Source organism: Bordetella muralis, assembly GCF_965139205.1.
GTDB lineage: Bacteria > Pseudomonadota > Gammaproteobacteria > Burkholderiales > Burkholderiaceae_B > Bordetella_A > Bordetella_A muralis.
The window spans coordinates 14,436-39,498 of record NZ_CBCSIU010000021.1 but is presented as its reverse complement, the minus strand read 5'-3'; the positions used below and the strand labels follow the sequence as shown (position 1 = coordinate 39,498).

Here is a 25,063-nt window from a genome sequence, read left to right as displayed (position 1 = left end):
ATCATTCTCGTGGCTTGACTCGGCCAAAGTGAGCGTCCACTTCGGTGCGAGCCAGCCGTTTCAGTGCGGTCAGAGACATCGGTGCCACCTTGCTGTGCAAGCGCAACACGTAGTCCTGGGGGGGCAGTTGCAAACGGCGATGCCGGAAGGCCTCGCGGATGACCCGCTTGAGCGCGTTGCGCGTCGACGCATGCGCGGCGAAGCGTTTGGCGATGACCATGCCCAGACGTGCCTGAGCCGCCTGACCCGTGGGCAAGCCACTGGGCGCGGCGGCACTGAGAATGAAGAAAGCCCCTCGGGCCAGCCGTCGGCCTTTCAGGGCGACAGCAAACTCAGAGGGGCGATGCAGCCGCGCCTCTGGAGGAAGCGTGGCGCGCGGCATGAACAACCAGTGGTCGATGCGTGAAACGCAACAGACCCGGTGCTGACCTTAGACGGCCAGGCGCTTGCGGCCCTTGGCGCGGCGAGCGTTCAGCACGGCACGGCCGCCGCGGGTTTTCATGCGCACGCGAAAGCCGTGGGTACGCTTGCGGCGGGTAACTGAAGGTTGGTAGGTGCGTTTCATGGACGATCCACAAAAAGAACAAAAGTCAGAAGGGACCTGCCCGACGGGTTCCTGGCCAGTGCATAGTGCGTTGGCCTACATAATGGCTAAGGGGCGCGGGGCCTCTCAGGCGTAGTAAAAAGAACCTTCTGACAGACAGAATTCGGAAAAGCCCATCATTTCAGCAAGTTTTCTCTGCTTTGTCAAACAGTTACGGCAAGGGAACAGTGAAGAGACCAGAATAGCCTGTGGATAACCTGCCCCTAACCAAGGTAGAATCGAGGTTTGAATAAGAGCGACATGAAAGAATTCTGGCAGACCTGCGTCAGTCGTCTAGAGCAGGAACTCCCCCCTCAGCAAATCAGCGCCTGGATACGGCCGCTGGTACCGCTTGCGTACGACGAAACGCAGGCAGTGTTGCGCGTAGCCGCTCCCAACCGCTTCAAGCTGGATTGGGTGCGCAAGAACTTTTCTCACCAGATCGAGGCATTGGCGGCTGAATGGTTTCAGCGACCGGTACAGGTGGCGTTCGAGTTGCCCGCCAATGGCGCTGCAGCCCGTATTCCGACCGCTCCCCGGGCGCCGGTACCCGGCGCCGCACCGCCGGGTCCAGNCGCGGNCGGCGCCGCGATTGCCGCGGCGGCGCCGCCAGCCCCAGCGGCCGTTGCGCCTGTACCTGCCGCACCCGCAGTCAATGTGGCAGCGGCGATGCAGGCTGATGCCGCCGGTGTGGTGTACGAACGTTCGCGCCTGAACACCGATTTGACCTTTGAAAACTTCGTTACCGGCAAGGCCAACCAATTGGCTCGCGCGGCGGCGTTGCAGGTGGCTGAAAACCCCGGCATTTCCTATAACCCGCTGTTTTTGTACGGTGGCGTGGGTCTGGGCAAGACTCACCTCATTCACTCCATTGGTAACGCCATGGTGGCGGCGGGCACGGGTGTGCGCGTGCGCTATGTCCATGCGGACCAGTATGTGTCTGACGTGGTCAAGGCCTATCAGCGCAAGGCGTTTGACGACTTCAAACGCTATTACCACTCGCTGGACCTGCTGCTGATCGACGATATTCAGTTTTTCTCGGGCAAAAGCCGCACGCAGGAAGAATTCTTCTATGCGTTCGAGGCGATGGTGGCGCAGCGCAAGCAGATCATCATCACCAGCGATACCTACCCCAAGGAACTCGCTGGTATCGACAGCCGCTTGATTTCGCGTTTCGATTCCGGCCTGACGGTGGCGATCGAGCCGCCCGAGCTGGAAATGCGCGTGGCCATTCTGCTGCGCAAGGCCGAGTCCGAGGGCGTCCCGATGCCCGAAGAGGTCGCCTTCTTTATCGCCAAGCACCTGCGCAGCAACGTGCGCGAGCTCGAAGGCGCCTTGCGCAAGGTCCTGGCCTATGCCCGTTTTCACGGGCGCGATGTGGTGTCGGTCGATGTGTGCAAAGAAGCGCTCAAAGACCTGCTGTCTGTATCGAACGGCCAGATCACGGTGGAAAATATCCAGAAAACCGTGGCGGATTTCTACAAAATCAAGGTCGCCGACATGTATTCGAAACGGCGGCCGGCCAATATTGCTTTGCCGCGTCAGGTCGCGATGTACCTGGCCAAGGAGCTAACCCAAAAGAGCCTGCCCGAAATCGGCGATTTATTCGGCGGCCGCGATCACACGACCGTGCTGCACGCAGTACGCAAAATCTCTGATGCCCGCGCCAAGCAGGCAGAGCTGAACCATACCCTGCACGTGTTGGAACAAACTCTAAAAGGATGAACATGCAACTCGTACAAACCACGCGCGATGCATTGCTGAAACCGCTGTCGACAGTGGCGGGAATCGTCGAAAGACGCCATACCCTGCCCATCCTCGCGAACATCCTCATGCGCAAAGAAGGCAGCAAGGTTGCTTTCATTGCCACCGATCTTGAAGTGCAAATCACCACGCACGCGGATTTTGGTGTGGGACAGGACAACGAGTCCACGACGGTGGCCGCGCGCAAGCTGCTGGACATCTTGAAGGCGCTGCCCGATACGGGCGAGGTAAAACTGGCATTGGCCAGCAACAAGCTGTCGGTGCAATCGGCAAAAAGCCGCTTTGCGTTGCAAACCTTGGCCGCCAGCGAGTTTCCCACGGTGGCCCAACCCGAGAAATGGGACGTGTCGCTGACGCTGCCGCAACGCACCTTGCGTCATTTGCTGAACATGGTGCACTTTGCCATGGCGCAGCAGGACATCCGCTATTACCTGAACGGCATGCTGCTGGTATTCGAAGCCGGCTGCGTACGTGCAGTGGCCACCGATGGCCACCGTCTGGCGCATTGCGCGACAGAGGCTGAGGGCATTGCCCAGCGTCACGAAGTCATCGTGCCGCGCAAGACCGTGCTGGAGATGCAGCGCTTGCTCGAGGACTCGGACGAGCCCGTATCCATTGACGTCGCGCCGGGTCAGATTCGTTTCCGCTTTGGCGAAGTCGAACTCGTCTCCAAGCTCGTGGAAGGCAAGTTCCCCGATTTCACGCGCGTGATTCCTTCGAACTACACGCGTCAGTTCGTCATCAGCCGCGAGGCGCTGCAAGGCAGCTTGCAACGCGCAGCGATTTTGACGACGGACAAGTTCAAAGGTGTGCGCCTGCAGTTGGCGCAAAACCTGATGAAGATCTCTTCTTCCAATGCGGAACAAGAAGAAGCCCAGGAAGAACTCGACATCGATTACGGCCATGAGGCCTTGGATGTCGGCTTTAACGTCAGCTATCTGTTGGACGTGCTGTCCAACGTCAAGGCTGAAAATATTCAGTGGTCGGTGATGCCGGATGCCAATGCATCGGCATTGATTACCCTGCCCGATGACGACCAGTTCAAGTACGTCGTCATGCCCATGCGGATTTGATTTTCCTCGATGGGTCGATGTCGCGGGGGCGTGCATACTGCCGCCCACCGCGCTCTGGCCGCAAGGCCGTCTTTTGAAGTGTTAGCGATATAAACATGTCAGATCAGCAGAACAGCAATCCCGAGAACACCGGCTATGGCGCCGATTCGATCAAGATGCTCAAAGGGCTGGAGGCCGTACGCAAACGCCCGGGCATGTACATCGGCGATACCTCCGACGGTACGGGCTTGCACCATATGGTGTTCGAGGTGGTGGATAACGCCATCGACGAAGCCTTGGCCGGTCATTGCGATGACATCGTCGTCACCATCCATACGGATAACTCGATTTCGGTGACCGACAACGGTCGCGGTATTCCTACCGATATTCACAAGGACGACGAATTCGGCCGTAGCGCGGCAGAAATCGTCATGACCGAACTGCACGCAGGCGGTAAGTTCGACCAGAACTCATACAAGGTATCCGGCGGTCTGCACGGTGTGGGTGTGTCGTGCGTGAACGCATTGTCCGAATGGCTGCGATTGACCATTCGCCGCAATGGCCAAGTGCATCAGATGGAGTTTCGCCAAGGCGAACGCGTTGCCCCGTTGGCCGTGACTGGCACCACCGACAAGCGCGGTACCGAGGTTCGTTTCCTGGCCGATCCGATCATTTTCAACAACATCGAATACCACTACGAGATTCTGTCGAAGCGGTTGCGCGAGTTGTCGTTCCTGAATAACGGCGTGAAGATCCGCCTGGTGGATCAGCGTCAGGGCAAAGAAGAAAATTTCGCGTTTTCCGGCGGCGTGCGCGGGTTTGTGGAATACATCAACCGTTCCAAGACCGTGCTGCATCCGAACGTGTTTGCGGTGACGGCCGAGTCCAGTGCCGGTGGTGTACCGGTGGGCGTCGAAGTCGCCATGCAATGGAACGACTCGTACAGCGAAACCGTGCTGTGCTTTACCAATAACATTCCGCAGCGCGATGGCGGCACCCATATGACGGGGCTGCGCGCAGCGATGACGCGCATTATCAACAAGTACATTGCCGATAACGAACTGGCCAAAAAGGCCAAGGTCGAGACCTCGGGCGATGATATGCGCGAAGGCCTGGCCTGCGTGTTGTCGGTCAAGGTGCCCGAGCCCAAGTTCAGCAGCCAGACCAAAGACAAGCTCGTCTCCAGCGAAGTCCGCCCCGCTGTCGAAGAAGCCGTGGCCCGCACGCTGGAAAGCTGGTTGTTGGAAAATCCCAATGACGCGAAAGCCCTGTGCGGCAAGATCGTCGAGGCTGCGCGTGCCCGTGAGGCTGCTCGCAAAGCACGTGAAATGACACGTCGCAAGAGCGTGCTGGAGGGCGCAGGCCTGCCCGGCAAGCTCGCCGATTGCCAGGAAAAGGATCCTGCCTTGTGCGAGCTGTACATCGTCGAGGGTGATTCGGCAGGCGGCTCGGCCAAACAAGGGCGCGATCGTAAATTCCAGGCTATCTTGCCGCTGCGCGGCAAGGTGCTGAACGTAGAAAAGGCGCGCTTTGACCGGTTGATCGCCAGCGAACAGATCGCGACGTTGATTACCGCATTGGGCACCAGCATCGGGCCGGATTTCAATGCGGAAAAGCTGCGTTATCACCGTCTCATCATCATGACTGACGCGGACGTTGACGGTGCGCACATTCGTACGTTGTTGTTGACGCTTTTGTATCGTCAGATGCCCGAGCTCCTGGAGCGCGGCTATGTGTATATTGCCCAGCCGCCGCTCTACAAGGTCAAGGTCGGCCGCGAAGAACGCTATCTGAAAGACGATCAGGAAGAAGCGCAATTCATGTTGCAGCTGGCGTTGAAAGATGCACAATTGACGCCGTCACAAGGTGCAGCCCCGATTACCGGCGAGCCGTTGGCCGAGTTGGCACGTCAGTACGTCCTGGCCGATGCCGTGATTGCTCGCTTGTCGCGTTTGTTTGACGTGGATGCCTTGTCGGCAATGGCCGAAGGGGTAGAGATCGATTTGTCATCGGCAGAAACTGCAGCCGCGTCGGCAAAACAGTTGACCGAGGCGTTACGCGCTGCGGTCTCGGGAAATGGCGTGGAAGTCACTGCCGAGTTCGACGAGGCGCACGAGCAGCATCGCTTGATGGTACGCCGTATGCATCACGGTAATGTGCGGGTCAGCGTCATCGATGCCGACTTTGTACAAGGCGCTGACTACGCGGTGCTGGCCAAGTCGGCCAAGACGTTCCTGGGCTTGATCGGCGCGGGCGCTGTGGTGGCGCGTGGCGAGGGCGACAAGCGCAAAGAGCAGTTCGTATCGGATTTCCGCGAGGTCATGCAATGGCTGCGCAGCGAAGCCGAGCGCGGTATTTCGAAGCAGCGCTACAAAGGCCTGGGTGAAATGAACCCCGAGCAGTTGTGGGAAACCACGATGGATCCCAAGGTCCGTCGCTTGCTGCGTGTGAAGATCGAAGACGCGATTGCTGCCGATGAAGTGTTTACGACGTTGATGGGTGACGATGTTGAACCGCGCCGCGCGTTTATTGAAACGCATGCGTTGTCGGCGTCGAATATTGATGCGTGATGATGTCGATGCCGATGCTGCGGGAAATATAGTGTTCCCTCAGTGGCATGCGAGGTCGTGAAAAGAGCCGCCATGTGCGGCTCTTTTTTTAACCTCGGACGTCGGCATATCGCTGCAGATCTGCCGCTTGATCCCAGCGCCCAGACATCGCTTTATAGAGGGCAATACTCGAACGCACGGCATTGATCTGGCTTTCGGCCGCCATGTCTTGGGCGTCCAATTGTTCACGTTGGGCGTCGAGCACCTCGAACAAGCCTAATGTGCCGCTTTGGTACATGCGTTGAGCGAGATGCTCTGCCTTGTTGCGCTGCTGTACGGCGGCCTGCAGCGTTTGCAGTTCGTCTCTATTTCTATTCAAACGCACCAACGCGTTCTCCGTTTCCTCTAGAGCACCCAGCACGGTCTGTTGATAATTGGCCAGCGCCTCGGCAGCACCCGCCTCGCTGGCGGCAATGCGGGCGCGCACGCGGCCGATGTCGAGAAACGACCAATCTACGCCCAGAAAAACATTGCTCGTTTCTGTATTGGCATTGAACAGGTTATGGCCGCTCAAGGCGAAACTGCCTAATAGACCTCCCAGCGATAAACGCGGAAAGAGATCCGCGGTGGCAATGCCGATACGGGCGGTGGCTGCGTGCAACCGCGCTTCCGCTGCCGCAATATCGGGTCGACGGCGCAACAATTCTGCAGGTGTGCCTGGGTCCAACATGGGCGGTACTTGTGGCAGGGGCTGTACCGCGTCCAGCCGTGCAATGAGGCTCTCTGGGGGTTCACCCAACAGCACGGCGAGTCGGTGTTGCAGTACGGAGATCTGGGCCTGCAACGCGGGCAGGCGCGCCAGCGTGCTCTGTAACTGGGCCTGTGCCCGACTTTGGTCCAGGTCCGTGCCCATCCCGGCATGTAGCCGGCGTTCTACCAGACGTGCGGTATCGCGTTGGTTCTGCGCGTGCGACAGTGCGATCTGCGTGCGCAGTTGTGTGCCACGCAGCTGTGTATAAGTATCTGCGACTTGAGCGGCGATGATGACTTGCAGTGCGGCCAGGTCGGCTTGCGTCATCTGTTGCTGCGCCTGCTGTGCTTCTACCGTACGCCGCACGCGACCATAGAGGTCCAATTCCCAACTTGCCTGGATCTGGGCGTTGTAGCTGCGCGTAGAGCGCGGCTGGCCGGGACTCAGTTGATCTTGGCTGAGTTTTTGCTGAGCGGCTTCGCCGTTCATGGTCACGGTAGGAAAACGATCGAACTGCGTTTCGTTCAGTAGAGCATCGGCGCCCTGCAATCGAGCGTAGGCCGCATGCAAGTCGCGGTTGCCGTTCAAGGCCTGTTGTACGAGAGCGCTCAACTGCTTGTCGCCGAACTGAGTCCAGAAGCCTGTGTCACGCACATCGAAGACCGGCAAGCTCACGCTGCCAGATGGTTCGGCTTCGCCGGTCTCATAGCGTGCGAACTGCGTCGAGGTGGGTACGGAGGCTGCCGGGCTATGAAAGTCCGGGCCAACTGTGCAACCCGTTACGATGAGGCTGCACGCGACGGTCAGACTGCGCACCGTTAGAGACTTAGCCATGAGTGTGCTCCGGTGATTCTGGATGATGGCGTTGAATCGTCGCCGCCTGCATGGCTGTATTGTCCTGCGGCCTGAGCTGAGTGCCGCTGAGTTTGCGTAGCGTGACATAGAACACGGGGGTGAGAAACAGGCCGAAGAGCGTTACGCCCAGCATGCCGGAGAACACCGTGATGCCCGTCGCCGCGCGCACCTCGGCGCCTGCGCCCTGCCCGATCAGCAACGGTACTGCACCAGCGATAAAGGCAATCGAGGTCATGACGATGGGGCGCAGGCGCAAGCGGCAGGCAGTGCGGGCGGCGTCCCAGATACTGGCGCCCTGCATTTCCAGTTCACGCGCGAACTCCACGATCAAGATGGCGTTCTTGCACGCCAATCCCATGAGGACGACCAGACCGACTTGCACAAAGATGTTGTTGTCGCCGCCGGATAACCACACACCGAAAAGCGCTGCGCAGATGCACACAGGCACGATGAGTATGACAGCCAGCGGCATGGTCCAGCTCTCGTATAGTGCGGCGAGTACGAGAAAGACCAACATCACCGCCAGCGCGAAGACGACGGCTGCCGCATCGCTCTGTTCAACCTGTTGATAACTCATCTCTGTCCACGCCAGCTCAATGCCGCGCGGTAAGGTCCTCTGGGCAATGTCTTGCAGCTTGGCCAGGACTTCGGCCGAGGACAGGACCCGTGGATCGGCATCGCCTATCAGGTCCGCCGCAGGAAAGCCGTTGTATCGCATGACCGGATCGGGGCCGTAGGCGGGAACCACGGTCACCATGGACGCGATAGGCACCATTTGCCCGTCGCTGTTGCGCGTTTGCAGTTTCCCGATGTCTTCAGCGGTTTGCCGGTAGTCTGCGTCGGCTTGCAGCATCACGCGATAGACGCGCCCAAAAGCGTTGAAGTCGTTGACGTAGACAGACCCCAGATACGTCTGCAACGTTTGAAAGAGATCGTTGAGCGCGACACCTTGTGCTTTGGCTTTGGTGCGATCGACTTTGACTTCCAGTTGAGGGATGTTGGATTGATAGGCGCTGACGGGGTAGCTCATGCCGGGCGTCTTGACGATTTCAGCTTGAAAGGCGTTCATCGCTTGTTGTAACGCTGCATAGCCCAGGCCTGCCCGGTCTTCAAGGAACAGCGAGTAGCCTGAGCCGTTGCCCAGGCCTTGTATGGGAGGCGGCATGAGTGCGTACCCAAACCCTCCCTCCATTCCCGCCAACGCATGGTTGAGTTCTGCGCTGATTTCAGTGGCGTCGCGACCGCGCTCGCCGAATGGTTTGAGGCCGACATAGGCGCTGGTCAGATTCGGTGTGTTGGTGGCTTGCAAGGCGTTCAGGCCCGCGAATGCCGAGACGGATTGCACACCGTCTATCTGCAGTGCGCGACGTGTAAGTTCCTGCGTGACATCGTCGGTACGGCGCAGCGATGCGCCTTCGGGGAGCTTGGCGCCCGCAAACAGATAAAGCTTGTCCTGCATCGGGATGAATCCGCCCGGCACGCTATTAAAAAGTACCGCTGTGCCTGCGAGCAGCGCGAGGTATACGGCAAATACGAGCCCTCTTTTTTTGAACGAGCGGCCAACGGTATGCTCGTAGGCCTGGGCGCTGCGCTCAAACCCGCGATTGAAGCGTTTGAAGAACCAACCCAGGCTCCAGTCTATGGCGCGCGCCAACCCATCTTTGCGTGCGCCGTGGCCTTGCAGCAGCTTTGCCGCCAACGCCGGTGACAGCGTCAGAGAGTTGATGGCAGAGATCACGGTGGAGATGGCTATCGTGACCGCAAACTGCTTGTAGAACTGTCCGGTGATCCCATCCAGGAAAGCCATCGGCACAAACACGGCGCACAGCACCAACGCAATGGCGATGATGGGGCCGGACACCTCTTTCATTGCGAGGTGAGCGGCATCGCGCGGACTGTGGCCTTTTTCGATAAAGCGTTCTACGTTTTCCACGACGACGATGGCGTCGTCGACGACGATACCGATGGCCAGGACCAGGCCGAATAGGGTCAGGGTATTGATGGAATAGCCGAGCAGCAGCAGCCACGCGAATGTGCCTACGATGGATACTGGCACAGCCAGCAGCGGGATGATCGACGCGCGCCAGGTCTGTAAAAACACGATGACGACCAGCACGACCAGGATGACTGCCTCTATCAGGGTATGCTGAACGGCCGTGATGGATTCGCGTACGAATACGGTGGGGTCCCACAAGTATTCGAACGAGGTGGCCTGGGGCAGATCGCGGGATAAGCGATCCAGGGTCTGGTACACCTCCTCTGCCACCTTCAAGGCGTTGGCACCGGGCGTGAGGAATATGCCCAGTGCGGCCATATTCTGGCCATTCAATGAGGCCCGCAAGGTGTAGTCGCTGGCGCCCAGCTCGATGCGAGCCACATCTGACAGACGCACGACCTGGCCGTCTGCACCGGTTTTCAGAATGATGTCGCCAAATTCCTGTTCGGTTTTCAACCGGCCTTGCACGTTGATGGACAGGAGTTTGTCGGTGTCCTTGGTGCTAGGCTCTGCACCGAGTTGGCCGGCAGAGACTTGCACGTTCTGTTCGCGTACGGCAGCAATGACTTGGCTTGCCGTAAGTTGCCGGGCGGCGACTTTGTCGGGGTCCAGCCAGACGCGCATGGCATAGTCGCCTGATCCATAGACGCCGACATTGCCGACGCCCTGGATTCGAGCCAGTTCGTCTTTGACCTTGAGCGTGATGTAGTTGCGCAGGTACAGCGTGTCGAGACGGCCATCGGTAGAGGCTAATCCCACGTACATCAGCGGCGTCGCCGTTTGCTTTTGTGTCGTGATACCGAACTGGCGGACTTCTTCGGGCAGGCGGCTCTGTGCCTGGCTGACGCGGTTTTGTACGCGTACGGTGGCATCGTCCGGATCGGTGCCGGGACGGAAGGTGGAGACGACTTGCAGGGTGCCGTCGGACGCCGCGACGGACTTCATGTACATCAGCCCTTCTACACCGTTGATGGCTTCTTCTAATGGTACGGCGACGGATTCGGCGATTTCCTTGGGATTGGCGCCCGGATAGGTTGCGCGCACGACGACGCTGGGCGGGACGACTTCGGGATATTCGCCAGAGGGCAGCAACGGGATGGCAATCAAGCCCACGGCGAACATGATGATCGACAGCACAATGGCAAAAATCGGTCGATCAATAAAGAATTTTGAGAAATCCATGACGTCCTCGATTTATGGCCGATTTGCGGCAGCAGTTTTTTCTGAGGACGACGCCATGTGCAACTGCGCGACGGAGTCTCGTGTTTGATCTCGATCTGTCGAGGCGGGCTTTTCTGAGGCGTTGCCGTTTCTTGCGGTGGGCGCCAGTGGCATTCCCGGGTAGTAGATCCGCTGCATGCCCGCGACGACGACTTGGTCTCCCGGCTGCAGCCCTGATTCCACAACACGCCGGCCCTCGAACAGGCGGCCCAACTGCAGTTCGCGACGTTCCGCCCGGTTGCCTTGGCCCACTACGTAAGCGTACTTGCGGTCCTGGTCCGTCAGTACCGCTTTGTCGTCGATCAGTATGGCATTGAATTTGGCAGGGCTCTGCATCTGTACACGTGCAAACATGCCGGGGGTGAACAGGCCCTGCGAATTAGGAAGCGTGGCGCGCACGCGGAGGGTGCCGGTCTGTGGATCGAGGCGGTTGTCGGTGAAGCTCACCGTACCTTGGTGTGGAAAGCTGTCTTCGTTTGCCAGGCCGATCCGTACGAGGGTGGTGTTTGTGCCGCGGTCGTTGGCTGTGCGGGCAATCTGTTTATTGCGCAACAGGCTTTGTTCGTCCGCATCGAAATAAACATAAACGGGATCCTGTGACACCAGCGTCGTCAGAACGCTCGTATTGGCCTGCGCCAAATTGCCTGTCGTCAGCATCGCCCGTCCGGCCATACCGTCGATCGGCGCGCGTACCGCGGTGAAGTCCAGGTCCAGTTGCGCGCTCGCCAGGGCCGCCTCCGCCGCCTGCACGTTGGCGAGCGCTTGCGCCAACGTGCCCGCCCGGTTGTCCGCTTCTTCTGCCGAGATAGCCCGGTCCGGCAGCAGTGCTCGGGCACGCTTGTCCTGTGTCCGGGCCAAGGCCGCTGCCGCTCTGGCATGCTGCAATTGCGCCTGGGCGCTGGCAAGCGCGGCCTGATAGGGCCGTGCGTCGATCGTAAAGAGCACCTGTCCTTTGCGTACGGGATGCCCGTCCTGGAAATTCACGGCGTCAATGTAGCCGCTCACGCGTGGCCGGATTTCTACGCTTTCCTTGGCGGCAATACGGCCATTGAAGGTGTCCCATTGCTGGATTTGCCGTTGCTGCACAGGTTCGACGGTCACCTGGGCAGGGGGCGGTTCCGCGGCCTGTTCTTTGCCTCCAGCCTGTTCGCAGGCGGCCAGGCCCAATGATGCGGCCATGGTCATGGCCGCTATACCCAGTCGCATAACCCAGGGCTGGCTGATCGTCGATGTCATCGTCACATTCCAGGAATGAGCGTGGCCGCAATGGCCACACGGGGCGACGCGCCCCGATTTACTCGTTGAAGGAATATATTTTCAAAGTTAAAGTCAACTTTAAGTCAAGTGACAAAATGGAGTTTGCGACATGGACGAGCGGGATGATGCTTTGCTGCCAATAGGGTTTATCGCGCAACGCAGTGGGGTCAATGCCTCGGCCCTGCGCTATTACGAATCGCTCGGCCTGATCGAGTCCACCCGCAGCGGATCCGGTCATCGCCGCTATCGCCGGTCGACATTGCGGCGCGTGGCTTATATCGTGTTTGCCCAGCGATTGGGGTTTCAACTGGACGAAATCGCTGCCCAGCTGGACGGGCTGCCCAAACATCATGCCCCTACCGGGGAAGAATGGAGCCGTCTTTCGCCTGTCTGGATCGGCCGCGTGGACGAGCGTATACAGGAGCTCAAGCAATTGCGCCGCAACCTCGAGTCCTGCATAGGCTGCGGTTGCTTGTCGATGAAGGTCTGCAACGTGTTCAACCGCGCCGATAGTATTGGCCGCAAAGGGCCGGGTCCCAGATTGTGGCTGGGCGATCAGTTGACGCCTGAGGGGGATGAAACTTGACTATCGGTCGTGGCGTGTCCGCGTGCCATCAGGCGGGTGCCAGAGCGACGCAGCGCGTCGCACTGACGGACATGCATGCATGGCCGGCATCACTGGATGCTGGCACCTGTCTTGGCAATGAGCGCCCCCCATTTATGCTGTTCTTGTTGCACAAAGTCGTGGAATTTTGTTGAGCCCATTCCATAGAAAGGCTCACTGCCCGTCTCGACGAATTGCGCGACCAACTGTTTGTCGTCGAGCATTTGTCCGATCGCCTTTTCCAGGATCTTTACGATGTGCTCGGGCGTATTCTTGGGGGCAACGATACCGGACCATGAGTAGGACAAGCCATCGGGATAGCCTTGCTCCGCCATGGTGGGAACATCCGGCAGGATAGGCAGACGTTTCTCTGCCATCAACGTCACACCGTTGAGTGCGCCGCTCTTGATATGCGGCCCGACGACCGACGCATAATCAAACATCAGGTCAAGGCGGCCGCCCAGCAAGTCCTGGATGGCAGGCGAGCTGCCCTTGTAGGGCACATGAGTCATTTTGCTCTGCGTGATGTTGGCAAATAACTCGGCGGTGAGGTGTGTGCCCGTTCCCGCACCGGCGGATCCAAAGAACGTTTCTTCATTCGGCCGTTTGGTGTAGTTGATGACATCCTGCACCGTTTTCAGATTCGTCTTTGCGTTGGTCACCAAAATAAGCGGTGTGCGAAACATGCCGTGAATCATCTCGAAATCGCTCAGAGGATCGAATGGCAGCGATTTATAGAGAAACTTGTTCGCCGCCATCGTTCCTTGAGTGGCATACAGCAGCGTGTAGCCGTCGGGTTTGGCCTTTGCTGCGTATTCGCTGCCTATGTTTCCACCGGCGCCGGGCCGGTTTTCGACGATGACCGGCTGGCCCAGTAATTCCGAAAGCTTCTTTGCCCATATGCGCGAATTGTTGTCGGTGACGCCCCCTGGGGTGAACGGCACGATGAGGGTGATGGGACGCGACGGGTAGTCCGGCAATTGACGAGCGAATGCGGGCGCATTGCACATCGCTGCGCACGCTACCAGTACTGACCCAGCCTTTATCAAAGTGCGAATCATAGGGTTTGTCTCCATGTCGGTGGTGTTTTCAAATACGACTTATCGAAGTAGTATTCGGTATATCGTAGATTAATCCGAAGTTGATTCAATACTCGTTTCTACTTAAGGCACGCTCGATACGGCATGTGCAAGCGCCCGCGTGCTGGACTCAACGACGATTACCGAGAACGAACGGAGACTAGGTGATGAGCCAGATTGACCTGACGCCTGAGCAGCAGTCGTTGAAAGACAACATTCGCCGCTTCATGGTGAAAGAGGTCGTTCCATTGATCTCGTCGCACGAAAAGACCCGGACGTTCCCTTTTGAGCTCATGCCTCAATTGGCAGAGTTGGGATATCTCGGAGGCACGTTGCCCGAGAGCGAGGGGGGACACGGTATCGATATGCCCACGTGGGCCATGATGATGGAGGAACTGGGGTATCACTGGCTGTCGCTACGGACGATGGTCAACATCACCAATGGTTCGATCAAGCGTATTGCGACGCATGGCTCGCCCGCACAAAAGGAAAAGTATCTGAAGCCGGTTCTCGCCGGAAAGCTCAAGGTGTGCACGGGGCTGACCGAACCCGACACGGGCTCGAACATTGCAGGTATTCAGACTCGTGCGGATCTGGTGGATGGCCAATGGGTGCTCAACGGTCGCAAGCTGTGGATCACGAACGGATATAACGCCGATGTTGCGATGATCGTAGCCCGTACGTTCAGCCCTGATTGCGATGGAAAATTGTCCACGTTCATCGTCGAGCGCACCCACGCCAATTACGATGTGCGCAAGCTGGAAACCATGGTGTTGCGGTGTACGGGAACTGCAGAGCTGGGTTTTAACGATGTGCGCATTCCCAAGGAAAATCTCGTAGGCGCAGAGGGCTCGGCGCTCAGCGGTACGTTAAAAGGGCTGGACGCAGCGCGCTTGAACATTGCGATGGGCGCGGTGGGTGCGGCGCAGTCAGCCCTCGATCTGTCGACGGAGTATGTCAAGCAGCGCAAACAGTTCGGCAAACTGATCGGCAGTTTTCAATTGATTCAAAAACACATCGTCGATATGACCGTACGGGTCGAGGCAGCTCGCGCCCTCGGCATGCGCGCTGCACACGCGCTGGAGGCGGGAAAGGATGTACGCCAAGCCTGCTCGATCGCCAAGCTGTACGCGACAGAGGCTGCACATGAAGTGGCGAACATGGCTTTGCAAGTCCATGGAGGCCTCGGCTATTCGGAGGACTACCCTATCGAGCGAATTTTCCGCGACACGCGCGGCGGCATGATTCCCGAGGGCACGACAGAGATTCAGACGCTGATTGCCGGACGCGAGATTCTCGGCATCAATGCTATTGCCTGAGGCGAGAGAGGAGTCATTCATGAACGAACTGCATTACCTCTTCAATCCCCGTTCGATCGCCGTGATCGGCGCCTCAGACAAGCCTGCCTCCATTGGCGCACGGACACTGGAAAATCTGTTCGATCATTCGCGCTACGACGGCAGTATTTATCTGGTCAGCGCGACACGCAGCGAGCTGCGGGGCCAGCGTTGCTACGCGAGCATCGTCGATGTGCCGCAGACGCCTGATGTCGCTATTGTCGTGATCCCGGCGCAATCGGCAGTCCAGGTCTTGCAGGAATGTGCGGAGAAAGGCGTGAAGTTTGCTGTCGTCTTGAGCTCGGGCTTCGGCGAGGCGGGTGAGCAAGGACAACGCCTGGAAGCGCAGATCAAACAGATCTCCGCTCAGTCGGGCATGCGTATCTACGGCCCGAATTGTCCCGGTGCATGCAATATCAACGCCCGGCTGGGCATGACGTTTTCGCCCTCCTTTCCGCATGACCTTCGGCCCGGCCCGCTGGGTATCGCCACACAAGGCGGCGGACTCGGCCGCAATCTGATGCAGGCGATGGAGCGCGGCATCGGGGTGGCGCTATGGAGTTCGTCTGGCAACGAAGCGGATCTGCAAGTCGCGGATTTTATTGACTACATGGCGGATGCACCCGATATCAAGGTGATTCTCACGCTGGTCGAAGGCATCAAGGATGGAGCAAAGTTCGTCGCCGCGCTACAGAAGGCTGCACGAAATGGCAAACCGGTTGTTGCGCTGAAGGTCGGCCGATCCGAGTATGGGCAACGCGCTGCCGCATCGCATACTGCTTCCATCACGGGTGCCGCCGAGGTGAACTCGGCGGCGCTGAAGCAATTGGGCGTCATCGAGGTCGATGATATCGACGAGCTCATTGATGTGGGCTGGCTGCTCAACCGGCATATGCCGGATGGCCGCAGCGACATCGCGATTTATTGTTCTTCCGGGGGTGCAGCGGCGCTGACCGCGGATATCGTCGGGCAGCGCGGCGTACGTCTCACGGAATTTGCACCGGCAACAGTGGAACGACTGGCAGCGTTGCTGCCGGGGTATGCGGCAATCGGCAATCCGGTTGATACGACAACCGCCGTACTGTCTAACGAGCAATTGATGGACAGCACCTTGCTCGCGGTTTGTTCTGATCCGGGCGTGGCACTGGTATTGCTGCCGGTGACGATCGACTATGGCACGACGACGGAGAAGATGGCACAGGCGGTCAGCCGCGTACAGAAAGAAAGTCCCGTGCCGATCCTGCCGATCTGGATGTCGGACCGCAACGGCAAGGCGTTTTCTATGTACGCCGAAGACGGGATTGTGCCTGCCAAGAGCATAGGCAAGGCGGTCAAGGCGGTGCGCCGTTGGATGGATTATGGAAAATGGCGGACGCAGACGCACCCGCAGCATTGGAAACCGTGGCCGACGTTGGGCCGCGCTGCACCACAAGGCGCAACGCCATTGAGTCTCAGCGAGGGGAACGCCAAAAGCTGGCTGGCCGAAAATGGCCTGCCTGTGCCGCGCTCGGCGCTCGCAACGTCGGCGCAGGAAGCGGTGCGAGAAGCGGCGGCAATCGGCTTTCCTGTCGTTGCCAAGGTGTCCAGCGCGACGCTGACGCATAAGAGCGATATCGGGGGCGTGTTCGTGAATCTGCGCGACGCAGGCGCCGTCCACGAGGCCTGGAACACGATTATGGAAAACGTCCACCGGCATGCGCCAGGCGCAAAGGTAGACGGTTTACTGATCGAAGAGATGTTGCCGGCCGGCGGGGTCGAGGTGCTGATTGGCGTATCCCGTGATCCCGTCTTTGGTCATGTGATCACGTTTGGCTTGGGCGGCATCTATGTCGAGGTATTCAAAGACGTCACTCGTCGTTTGCTGCCCCTGCAACGCGAAGAGGCGACCGCGATGTTGGGAGAAATCCGCAGCAGTGCTTTGCTCGAGGGCGTGCGAGGCGGGCCGTCGGCGGATGTCGCAGCACTGATCGATGTGTTGATGAAAGTCTCGGATTTTGTCGGGCGTCATGCAGATGCCATCGATGAGATTGATCTGAATCCCGTTTGGGTCGGCCCTAAGGGCGAAGGAGCTTATGTACTCGATGCTGTCATCGTGGGGCGTCAGTCAGACGATGAGGCGGCGCGCAGATGATGCATTGGAACGCCACGGCGCTCGCGTCAGTGCCGGATCAGAAACCGTTGGCTGGGGTAAAGGTGCTCGATTTCAGCGAGCTCGTACCCGGCCCGTTCATGACGCAGAGTCTTGTGGAGATGGGTGCGGATGTCATAAAGATCGAACGCCCGCCGCATGGCGATAATCTGCGTGTCATGTCGCCGTCGCTGTTTGATGCCTTGAACCGCGGCAAGCGATCTATGCAGCTCAATTTGAAAGATGAGCATGATCGCGAGCAAGTGTTGCGTCTGCTCGACGGGGCTGATGTGCTGGTGGAAAACTATCGCCCCGGTGTCATGCAGAAGCTGGGTCTGGGGGCGGCGGACATGCTGGCGCGTCATCCAAGGCTCATTTATGTGTCCGTCAGCGGATATGGATCTGATGGTCCCTGGAGACAGCGCTCGGGCCACGATATGAACTATCTCGCGTCGGCCGGCATTGTGGCGCTGAGCATGACCGAGGCCAATCCTGCGCCCTTTATGGGTGTGCCCTACGCCGATGTCGGGGCGAGTGTCTATGCGCTGGCCGCACTGACTACGGCGCTGTTTCAACGCGAGCGCACGAATCGTGGCCAGCATCTGGATGTGTCGATGGCGGATTGCGCGGCGCATTGGTGCAATGTGCGTATCCCGGTCTTGAGAAATAGCGATCCTGACAACGCCCGGGCATCGATTTCGAAAATCCAGAAGCGGCCAGGTTACGGCGTTTTTCGCTGCAGCGACGATCAAGCCATCACGATTGCGGCGCTGGAAATGCATTTTTGGCAAGCGTTGGTCCGAACGTTGGATCTTGACGATTTTGCCGACGGTGTTTTCGAGAGTTATCCATACCGGGCGCAGCACACGGATGCCATCAACCGTGCGATTGGGCGAGCGATTGCTCGCTGGTCTTCGGCGGAGGCGATCGCGCGGCTGGAGGCGGCCGATGTGCCTGTCAGCCTGGTGGAAAGCCCCTTGATGTTGCACGAAAACGCGCAGTTCAAAGCGCGCGGACTTTTTGTCGACACGCCACGCGGACCGCTTGCCCGTTTTCCCGTTCGGCTTGCCGGCATGTAGCCAGGCCCTGATTCAACACTATCGATCGAAAGAAATCCATGAACGAGACTATCGATACCTCCGTCCAACCGGCCATGTTTGCGATAGGACATTGTGAGGCGTGCGGAACCTATACCTATCCGCCCCAGGCGTATGGGTGCCGGCAGTGTGGCGCCGCGCTGCTGCGTCCTGTCAGTCCGCCCGCGCCGGCCGTGCTGCGCAACTACGTCACGCTATATACGGCTCTGACGCCAGAACTGGATGTGCCATGCGTGATCGGCGAGGTCGAGTTGGCGCCGGGGGTTGTCGAAGAGGCTTTGATTCATGTCGCTGACGAATCTGAACTGTGTCTGGGACAGCAAATGGAGCCGCAGGCATACAAGGACAGCAAAGATCAATGGCGCTGGCGTTTCGTGCCGGTGGTCGGTGGTGTGGGAGACAAGGCATGAATGGCACGCTATTGAAGGAGCATCCCGTACATGTGGTCGGGATCGGCATGCACAAATATCAGTTTCCGACTGAGACACCCTATCCCGTGCTGGGTCTCACGGCCGTTCGAGAAGCGCTCGCCGATTCTGGCCTGAAGTTTTCCGATCTGGATGGCGCTGTCGTGGGGACTGCCGCGATCGGCATGGCGGCCGGGCGTGTCATGCTCAAGCACCTGGGCTCTACAGGGTTGGAAGTAGAACAAGTTGAGAATGCCTCGGCATCGGGTTCCACGGCTTTTCGCATCGCATGCTTGCAAGTGGCGTCCGGTGAAAAGGATCTGGTGCTGGCTGTCGGTGTTGATAAGTTCGGCGATGGCCGGCGCGCTGCCAATAAGGACGGACTGGTGCCGCTGAGTCCGACGGCTTCCATTCCGTTGGTCAAGTTCGCTTTGATGGTGCGTCGTTGCATGCAGACCTACGGACTGACTGCCGAGGATCTTGCTCGTGTCGCGGTCAAGAATCATCGCAATGCATCGCTCAATCCGTATGCGCAATTTCGCAAGGTACGCACGCTCGAACAGGTGATGAATTCGCCCAAGATCTGTGGTGACCTGACGTCGTTGCAGTGCACGCCGCGCGGGGAAGGTGCGGCAGCTGTCATTGTGGCTTCGCCCGTAGCTATCAAGCGGTACGGTTTGGACAAACAGCGAGCCATTCGTGTGCTCTCTTCGGTGTCCAATAGCGAAGGGCTTGCAAGCGGCGATGAGAACGGTACGCCGTCGGTGATTGACGTGGTTACCCGGTCCTCGCGAATGGCGCTCGAACAAGCGGGTATCGGCCCGAAAGATCTCGATGTGGTTGAGCTGCATGACGCATTCAGCGTCGAGGAACTGGTCTATAGCGAGGCCATCGGCGTGTGCGAGCCGGGCGAGGGTGCGCATTACCTGAACCGGGGAGCCTCGAGTATCGGCGGCGAGTGCGCGATCAATGCGTCGGGCGGACTGCTTGGCATGGGGCATCCGCTAGGTCCGACAGGCCTGGGCCAGATCGCCGAGATTACGCGCCAGATGCGAGCCGAGGCAACGGGCCGCCAGCATACGCAAGCACGCTTCGCAATGGCGCACATGGTGGGACTCGGCACGGTCGCCGTCGCGCATGTTCTGGCAAAACCTTGAGGGAGAAAAAATGAACTACGACACCCTGCAACTCGACATCAATGGCGCTATCGCCATCGTCACGCTCAATCGGCCCGAGCGGATGAATACGCTGGGCGGTTCGATGAAAGAAGATCTGCACCATGTGTTTACCGAACGCATTCGCAATGACGAGAGTATTCGTGCTGTGGTAATCATCGGAACGGGAGAGCGGGCATTTTGTGCCGGTGCCGACATCAAGGAGCGTGTCTCGCGTGCGTTAACACTGCCGGCCTATCATGCCGGGCAAAAGGCGACCCATCAGCTGTTCAGCGCGATTGAGGCGATCGAAGTTCCTGTTATTGCCGCGATCAATGGCGTTGCGCTTGGCGGTGGTCTGGAACTAGCGCTATGCGCTGATCTTCGGATTGCGGCGGAACATGCAAAGCTCGGATTACCCGAGGCCCGGCTAGGCGCCTTGCCCGCCGCCGGCGGCACCCAACGCCTGCCGCGCATGATCGGCACTGCCCTGGCCAAGCAATTGATGTTCACGTGCGAACACATCACAGCGGCACGAGCGCTGTCCATCGGCCTGGTCAATGAAGTGGTTCCTCTGACGGATCTGTTGCCAAGAGCGCTTGAGCTTGCCAACCAGATCTCCGCCAATGCGCCCTTGTCGATTCGCTTTATCAAGCAAGCCATCAATCAGGGCATGAGAGTCGATCTCGAGTCGGGACTGGAATATGAACGCTATGCCGCGGCAATCGTCGTGAGCAGCGAAGATAGGAAAGAAGGAATGAGGGCTTTTGTGGAAAAGCGTACGCCTCAATTTCAAGGCGTGTGATTTAGCCCTGCAGCTCTAACGAATTAAAACAGGTAGAGGTAAGCAGTATGGATTTGAAGATCAGCGATAAGGTTGCTTTCGTGACTGGCGGTGGGCAAGGCGTAGGCCGCCGCATCTGCCTGCAACTCGCCGAAGAGGGAGTGAAGGTCGCTGTCAACGACTTTTTTCCCGAGCGTGCCGATGCGGTTGTTGAAGAGATCCGCAATGCAGGCGGCACAGCAATAGCGGCGCCGGCGGACATCACCAATAATGCGGATATTGACGCTGCGTTCGACAAGGTCGTCTCCTTGCTTGGCCCCGTCGACATCCTCGTGAACAATGCCGGTGTGACGGTGGCACGCCGCACCAAGGGGGGAATAGCGCCGATGTTTCTCGAAACCACGGTGGCCGACTGGAAGGAGATCATCGATCTCAATATCTGGGGAATGTTGTATTGCGTTAATAAAGTGCTTCCGGGAATGAAGGCGCGCCGGTGGGGCAAGATCGTCAACATCATGAGCGAGGCGGGACGAGCGGGCGAAGCGCGCCTGGCTGTGTATTCCGGAGCAAAGGCTGCCATGCTCGGTTTTGCCAAAGCGATTGCCCAGGAACATGGCCGGGACTGTATTAACGTCAATACGATTGCGCTGGGCGCAGTGTCGCATGAGGGCATAAAGTCCGGCGCTCTGAGCCCGGAGGCAACTCCGGAAAATAATGAGCGATTAGGGAAAATGCTCAAGGCCTATCCGATCGCCACCGGATTGCAAAGATTGTGCAAACCCGAAGACATCGCACCTATGGTGTGTTTGCTCGCCTCGGATCGCGCAGCCTATGTGACGGGGCAGAGCATCGGAGTGAACGGCGGATTCGTCATGATTTGATTGTGCCGTGCTTATGTGGTCGACTCGGTTGTCCCGCTTGTTTGGCATCCGCCTGCCTATTTTTGCGGGCGGTTTAATGTGGCTTTCAGATGCCCGTTATGTAGCGGCGGTCGTACGTGCCGGAGGGATGGCGTTTATGACGCCTCGCTCTTTTGCCTGCGACGCGGAGTACGAGCGGCAATTGGCGTTGTGCTCACAACTCTGTGAAGGTCTGCCTTTCGGAATCAATCTGACCGCCAGTCAGAGGAGTGCCGCCAATGTGACGCTAAGGCGGCAGTTGGATATGGCACTGGATGCAGGCGTACGTCACTTCGAAACGGTCGGCTCCGCATGCCTGGAATGCTTTGATCGCATTCACGACGCGAACGGGGTACTCATTCATAAGGTCGGTTTTGCGGAGCATGCAGTCAAGGCCGAGCAGCATGGCGCCGACGCGGTTGCTATCGTCGGTATGGAGGCCGGGGGCCATCCGGGTATGCACGAGCAGTCGGCCTTTCTCTCGTGTGCTTATGCACTTGAGAAGCTCTCCGTTCCGCTTGCGCTGGGCGGAGGGGTCGGCCATGGCCGGCAGATCGCGGCATTATTGGCGCTGGGCTGCGAAGGCGTCGTGATAGGTACGCGCTTGCTGGCGTGCGACGAAATAAGCAGCCACGCAGCGGTGAAGGCGCGCATTATTCAGAGCGGTTCGTACGATAGCGTTCAAGTCCTTCGTGCGGTCAAGCACCCGTGGCGAGTGTTGCACAACGAGACAGCAAAACAGGTATTGTGTTTGGAAGCCCAGGGTGTGGCGGACTACGATGGGTTTGGCGAACTGATACGCGGCACCTTGGGAAAGACGGCAGCCTATGATGCCGGAGACCCTGATACGGGTCTATTGTCGCTGGGGCAGTCCGTCGGATTTGTCCGGCAGCGCGAACCTGTGGCCGCCGCCATTGCACAACTCGTACAAGAGACGGAACGACGCTGGCATGAGCAATTCTGTCAAAATAATGGCTGCCCTTAGCACTTATCCGGTTTTCCTATGCCAACATTTGTTACCGCCGCGGCGAGAGCGTTGACAATTTTCGAGATTTTTGCACATGAACGGCGGGAGCTATCTAACGCTGATGTGGCAAAGTTGCTTCAGATTGCGGAGAGCAGTGCGTCGGATCTGTTACATACTCTGGTAGAGACGGGCTATTTAATACGCACGGAGCGTTCACGGCGTTTTTATCCCTCGCCACGCTTCCATGCACTGGGATTGTCGATTTCAGAGAACGACCCCATTGCCCGCATGTGCAATGACGCGCTGGATTTATTGAGCGAGCGAACGGGAGAGACCGCGATTTCCGGCATTCTCGGCAGCCACCATGTGGAAATCACGGGTTTACGCCAGAGCCGGCATCATTTGCGGTATGTGTTCGACGTGGGGTCGCGTTTCGGCCTGCATGTGTCTGCGTTGGGCAAGGCATTGTTGGCCGAGCTGACAGACGAAGAAGCCCTGAAGTTATTGACGAAGAAACCGCTGAAACCACTAACGGCTCAGACGATAACCGACCCGAAGTTGCTACTGAAGGAAATCGCATCGGTAAGAAAAAGCGGCTACGCTCGCAGCGCTAACGAGGGCGTCGAAGACGTCGGAGCGTTAGCGATTGCGGGGCGTATCGGCGATCGGTTGACCGCGTTTTCAATTTCAGGCCCGCTCAATCGTTTCAAGCGCAATGAGAAGGAATACCAGAAGGTCTTGATGGGCCTGAAGTCCTCTATTTTTTGATCGCTTTAGCTCGCGCTGATTACTTCGCCTGCGTCAGCGTGTTGTAGCTGGTGATCAGGTTGCGATAGTCAGGGATGTGGTTCGAGAACAATTCTGCCAGGCCTTCGATGTCGTTGCGCCAGTCGCGATGCAGTTCGCATGCCGCGCCGAACCATGTCATCAACTGGGCACCCGCGGCGCTCATGCGGTCCCAGGCAGCGTCGCGCGTGAGCGGATTAAAGGTCCCGGAGGCATCGGTGATGACGAATACGTCGAAGCCTTCTTCCAGTGCTGACAGTGCAGGGAATGCGACGCAGACTTCGGTGACAACGCCAGCGATGATCAGCTGTTTTTTGCCGGTGGCCTTGATGGCTTTGACGAAGTCTTCGTTGTCCCAGGCGTTGATCTGACCGGGGCGAGCAATGTACGGGGCATCGGGGAACTGGGCTTTCAGTTCGGGGACGAGCGGGCCATTCGGGCCGGTTTCGAAGCTGGTGGTCAGAATGGTGGGCAGGTTGAAATACTTGGCCATGTCGGCCAGGGCCAGCACGTTGTTTTTGAATTTGTCGGGATCGATGTCGCGTACGAGGGACAGCAGGCCGGCTTGGTGGTCCACCAACAAGACGGCGGCGTTGTTTTTGTCCAGGCGGGTGTAGGGTTTGGTCATGATGATCTCCGATTGCACTCAGGCGGCGCCCGGGCGGGCAGGGTTAAATATGGCTCGCATGGGCGAGGTGGTGGGCGATGCGCGCTGTCGAATCGAGGACGGCGCGCATCGGGTCAAGTCAATGCGTCATTTGGCCAAAACGGCCGCGGTTGAAATCGTCGATGGCCTGACGGATTTCGGCGTCGCTATTCATGACGAAGGGACCGTAGCCCACGATGGGCTCGTCGATCGGTTCGCCGCTGAGCAGCAGCAGTGTGGCGTCGTTGTTGGCTTCGACCTGGACTTGGGTGCCGTCGCGCTCCAGATGGACCAGCTGCGCTTCGCGAACGATTTCTGCACCGTTGACCATCACTGTGCCGCGCAACACCACCAATGCCAGCGTGTGGCCTTCGGGGACGTCAAACGTCGCGACACCTTGCTGGTTCAGACGCACATCCCAGACATTCATGGGAGTGTGAGTCTGCGCCGGGCCGCGATGGCCGTCGAACTCGCCAGCGATGACACGGACCTGACCGGCACCGTCGGGCAGCGCTACCGAGGGAATGTCGCGATTCAACAGGGTTTGATAGCCTGGCGCGGACATTTTGTCGCGTGCCGGCAGATTGACCCAGAGTTGCACCATTTCCAGCGCGCCACCTTGGCGGGTGAACGCTTCGGAATGAAATTCCTCGTGCAGAATGCCGCCTGCCGCCGTCATCCATTGGACGTCGCCCGGGCCGATGTGGCCGCCGGCGCCGGTGGAGTCGCGATGGTCGACTTCGCCCTGGTACACGATGGTGACGGTTTCAAAGCCGCGATGCGGGTGCTGACCTACGCCACGGGGACGGGCGGCAGGCGCGAATTGCGCGGGCCCGGCGTAGTCCAGCAGCAGGAACGGGCTGAGGTGTTTGCCGTGGCTGTCGTAGCCGAACATCGAACGTACGGGAAAGCCGTCGCCAACCCAGTGGGGACGCGGTGCGCTATAGACGCCGAGGACTTTCTTCATCGTGTTTCTCCAGTGCTTGGCTGCAAGCAGATGTCGCAGCGCCATGGATAGAACTATAGATTCGGGACAATCGAGGCGGTAGTACGTAAAATTTGTTCTTAGTGTTCTATTTAAAGAACGATGATGGATGGCATCGGGTCATTCGACGATACCGCGCTGCGCATTGCATTGGGCCGCAGG

The 25,063-nt window shown here is 58.6% G+C and carries 21 protein-coding genes and 1 pseudogene; 14 read left to right on the top strand and 8 right to left on the bottom strand.

Translation table 11 applies throughout. From position 1 onward, the window contains the following. Position 1 precedes the first annotated feature (1 nt). Positions 2 to 382: a ribonuclease P protein component gene (locus ACNA0I_RS22255; RefSeq protein ID WP_415808210.1), complete on the bottom strand. Its 381-nt coding sequence runs from the start codon at positions 380 to 382 to the stop codon at positions 2 to 4. A 48-nt stretch (positions 383 to 430) separates the two neighbouring features. Beyond that, positions 431 to 565, bottom strand: coding sequence for a 50S ribosomal protein L34 (gene rpmH / locus ACNA0I_RS22250; RefSeq protein ID WP_003800771.1), 135 nt, complete (start codon positions 563 to 565; stop codon positions 431 to 433). A gap of 279 nt (positions 566 to 844) precedes the next feature. Between rpmH and ACNA0I_RS22245 the strand changes: the two are divergent. The 4 genes and pseudogenes from ACNA0I_RS22245 to gyrB form a co-directional block, all read left to right on the top strand. Next, positions 845 to 1,157 (top strand): annotated as a pseudogene (locus ACNA0I_RS22245) (DnaA N-terminal domain-containing protein); the annotation flags it as partial. 7 nt (positions 1,158 to 1,164) lie between these two features. After that, positions 1,165 to 2,308: chromosomal replication initiator protein DnaA (gene dnaA, locus ACNA0I_RS22240; RefSeq protein ID WP_415808209.1), on the top strand; the 1,144-nt coding region annotated here is incomplete at its 5' end. 2 nt (positions 2,309 to 2,310) lie between these two features. Beyond that, positions 2,311 to 3,420: a DNA polymerase III subunit beta gene (dnaN, locus tag ACNA0I_RS22235; protein ID WP_415808208.1), complete on the top strand. Its 1,110-nt coding sequence runs from the start codon at positions 2,311 to 2,313 to the stop codon at positions 3,418 to 3,420. Between the two features lie 95 nt (positions 3,421 to 3,515). Continuing rightward, complete coding sequence (gene gyrB, locus ACNA0I_RS22230) at positions 3,516 to 5,969, top strand: DNA topoisomerase (ATP-hydrolyzing) subunit B (RefSeq protein WP_415808207.1); 2,454 nt, start codon at positions 3,516 to 3,518, stop codon at positions 5,967 to 5,969. An 88-nt stretch (positions 5,970 to 6,057) separates the two neighbouring features. On the opposite strand, the gene ACNA0I_RS22225 is transcribed toward gyrB, so the two are convergent. From ACNA0I_RS22225 to ACNA0I_RS22215, 3 genes are read right to left on the bottom strand one after another with little or no spacing between them, the layout of a single operon-like run. Then, the gene (locus tag ACNA0I_RS22225; protein WP_415808206.1) at positions 6,058 to 7,533 is read right to left on the bottom strand and encodes an efflux transporter outer membrane subunit; all 1,476 of its coding nucleotides are present in this window, start codon (positions 7,531 to 7,533) and stop codon (positions 6,058 to 6,060) included. Next, positions 7,526 to 10,732, bottom strand: a complete 3,207-nt coding sequence (locus tag ACNA0I_RS22220) for an efflux RND transporter permease subunit (protein WP_415808205.1) — start codon at positions 10,730 to 10,732, stop codon at positions 7,526 to 7,528. Before ACNA0I_RS22220 ends, ACNA0I_RS22225 begins: the two co-directional genes overlap by 8 nt. Before the next feature lie 12 nt (positions 10,733 to 10,744). Then, positions 10,745 to 11,977 carry an efflux RND transporter periplasmic adaptor subunit gene (locus tag ACNA0I_RS22215; RefSeq protein ID WP_415808238.1) on the bottom strand — a complete coding sequence of 411 codons (1,233 nt, stop codon included), beginning with the start codon at positions 11,975 to 11,977 and terminating at the stop codon, positions 10,745 to 10,747. Positions 11,978 to 12,137: 160 nt separating this feature from the next. Between ACNA0I_RS22215 and soxR the strand changes: the two genes are divergently transcribed. Beyond that, positions 12,138 to 12,614 carry a redox-sensitive transcriptional activator SoxR gene (gene soxR / locus ACNA0I_RS22210; protein ID WP_415808204.1) on the top strand — a complete coding sequence of 159 codons (477 nt, stop codon included), beginning with the start codon at positions 12,138 to 12,140 and terminating at the stop codon, positions 12,612 to 12,614. Positions 12,615 to 12,703: 89 nt separating this feature from the next. On the opposite strand, the gene ACNA0I_RS22205 is transcribed toward soxR, so the two are convergent. Beyond that, positions 12,704 to 13,693, bottom strand: a complete 990-nt coding sequence (locus tag ACNA0I_RS22205; RefSeq protein ID WP_415808203.1) for a Bug family tripartite tricarboxylate transporter substrate binding protein — start codon at positions 13,691 to 13,693, stop codon at positions 12,704 to 12,706. A 185-nt stretch (positions 13,694 to 13,878) separates the two neighbouring features. Between ACNA0I_RS22205 and ACNA0I_RS22200 the strand changes: the two genes are divergently transcribed. From ACNA0I_RS22200 to ACNA0I_RS22160, 9 genes are read left to right on the top strand one after another with little or no spacing between them, the layout of a single operon-like run. Further along, a complete protein-coding gene (locus tag ACNA0I_RS22200) occupies positions 13,879 to 15,030 on the top strand; it encodes an acyl-CoA dehydrogenase family protein (RefSeq protein WP_415808202.1) in 1,152 nt (383 codons plus the stop codon). A 19-nt stretch (positions 15,031 to 15,049) separates the two neighbouring features. Beyond that, the gene (locus tag ACNA0I_RS22195) at positions 15,050 to 17,179 is read left to right on the top strand and encodes an acetate--CoA ligase family protein (RefSeq protein ID WP_415808201.1); all 2,130 of its coding nucleotides are present in this window, start codon (positions 15,050 to 15,052) and stop codon (positions 17,177 to 17,179) included. After that, entirely contained in the window at positions 17,176 to 18,255 is a 1,080-nt protein-coding gene (locus ACNA0I_RS22190) for a CaiB/BaiF CoA transferase family protein (RefSeq protein ID WP_415808200.1), read from the top strand. The genes ACNA0I_RS22195 and ACNA0I_RS22190 overlap by 4 nt, the downstream gene beginning before the upstream one ends. A gap of 38 nt (positions 18,256 to 18,293) precedes the next feature. Then, positions 18,294 to 18,683, top strand: a complete 390-nt coding sequence (locus tag ACNA0I_RS22185; protein ID WP_415808199.1) for a Zn-ribbon domain-containing OB-fold protein — start codon at positions 18,294 to 18,296, stop codon at positions 18,681 to 18,683. After that, complete coding sequence (locus ACNA0I_RS22180) at positions 18,680 to 19,837, top strand: thiolase family protein (RefSeq protein WP_415808198.1); 1,158 nt, start codon at positions 18,680 to 18,682, stop codon at positions 19,835 to 19,837. The genes ACNA0I_RS22185 and ACNA0I_RS22180 overlap by 4 nt, the downstream gene beginning before the upstream one ends. A 10-nt stretch (positions 19,838 to 19,847) precedes the next feature. Further along, entirely contained in the window at positions 19,848 to 20,639 is a 792-nt protein-coding gene (locus ACNA0I_RS22175) for an enoyl-CoA hydratase/isomerase family protein (protein WP_415808197.1), read from the top strand. 47 nt (positions 20,640 to 20,686) lie between these two features. Then, positions 20,687 to 21,499, top strand: coding sequence for an SDR family NAD(P)-dependent oxidoreductase (locus tag ACNA0I_RS22170; protein ID WP_415808196.1), 813 nt, complete (start codon positions 20,687 to 20,689; stop codon positions 21,497 to 21,499). A gap of 13 nt (positions 21,500 to 21,512) precedes the next feature. Further along, a complete protein-coding gene (locus ACNA0I_RS22165) occupies positions 21,513 to 22,502 on the top strand; it encodes an NAD(P)H-dependent flavin oxidoreductase (protein ID WP_415808195.1) in 990 nt (329 codons plus the stop codon). An 18-nt stretch (positions 22,503 to 22,520) separates the two neighbouring features. Further along, positions 22,521 to 23,252 carry an IclR family transcriptional regulator gene (locus tag ACNA0I_RS22160; protein WP_415808194.1) on the top strand — a complete coding sequence of 244 codons (732 nt, stop codon included), beginning with the start codon at positions 22,521 to 22,523 and terminating at the stop codon, positions 23,250 to 23,252. Between the two features lie 19 nt (positions 23,253 to 23,271). Here ACNA0I_RS22160 and ycaC read toward each other — a convergent pair whose 3' ends face one another. Together ycaC and ACNA0I_RS22150 are read right to left on the bottom strand one after the other, a co-directional pair. After that, positions 23,272 to 23,898: an isochorismate family cysteine hydrolase YcaC gene (ycaC, locus tag ACNA0I_RS22155; protein ID WP_415808193.1), complete on the bottom strand. Its 627-nt coding sequence runs from the start codon at positions 23,896 to 23,898 to the stop codon at positions 23,272 to 23,274. A 118-nt stretch (positions 23,899 to 24,016) separates the two neighbouring features. Continuing rightward, on the bottom strand, positions 24,017 to 24,883 hold the full coding sequence (locus ACNA0I_RS22150) for a pirin family protein (RefSeq protein WP_094823990.1): 867 nt from the start codon (positions 24,881 to 24,883) through the stop codon (positions 24,017 to 24,019). Positions 24,884 to 25,063 lie beyond the last annotated feature (180 nt).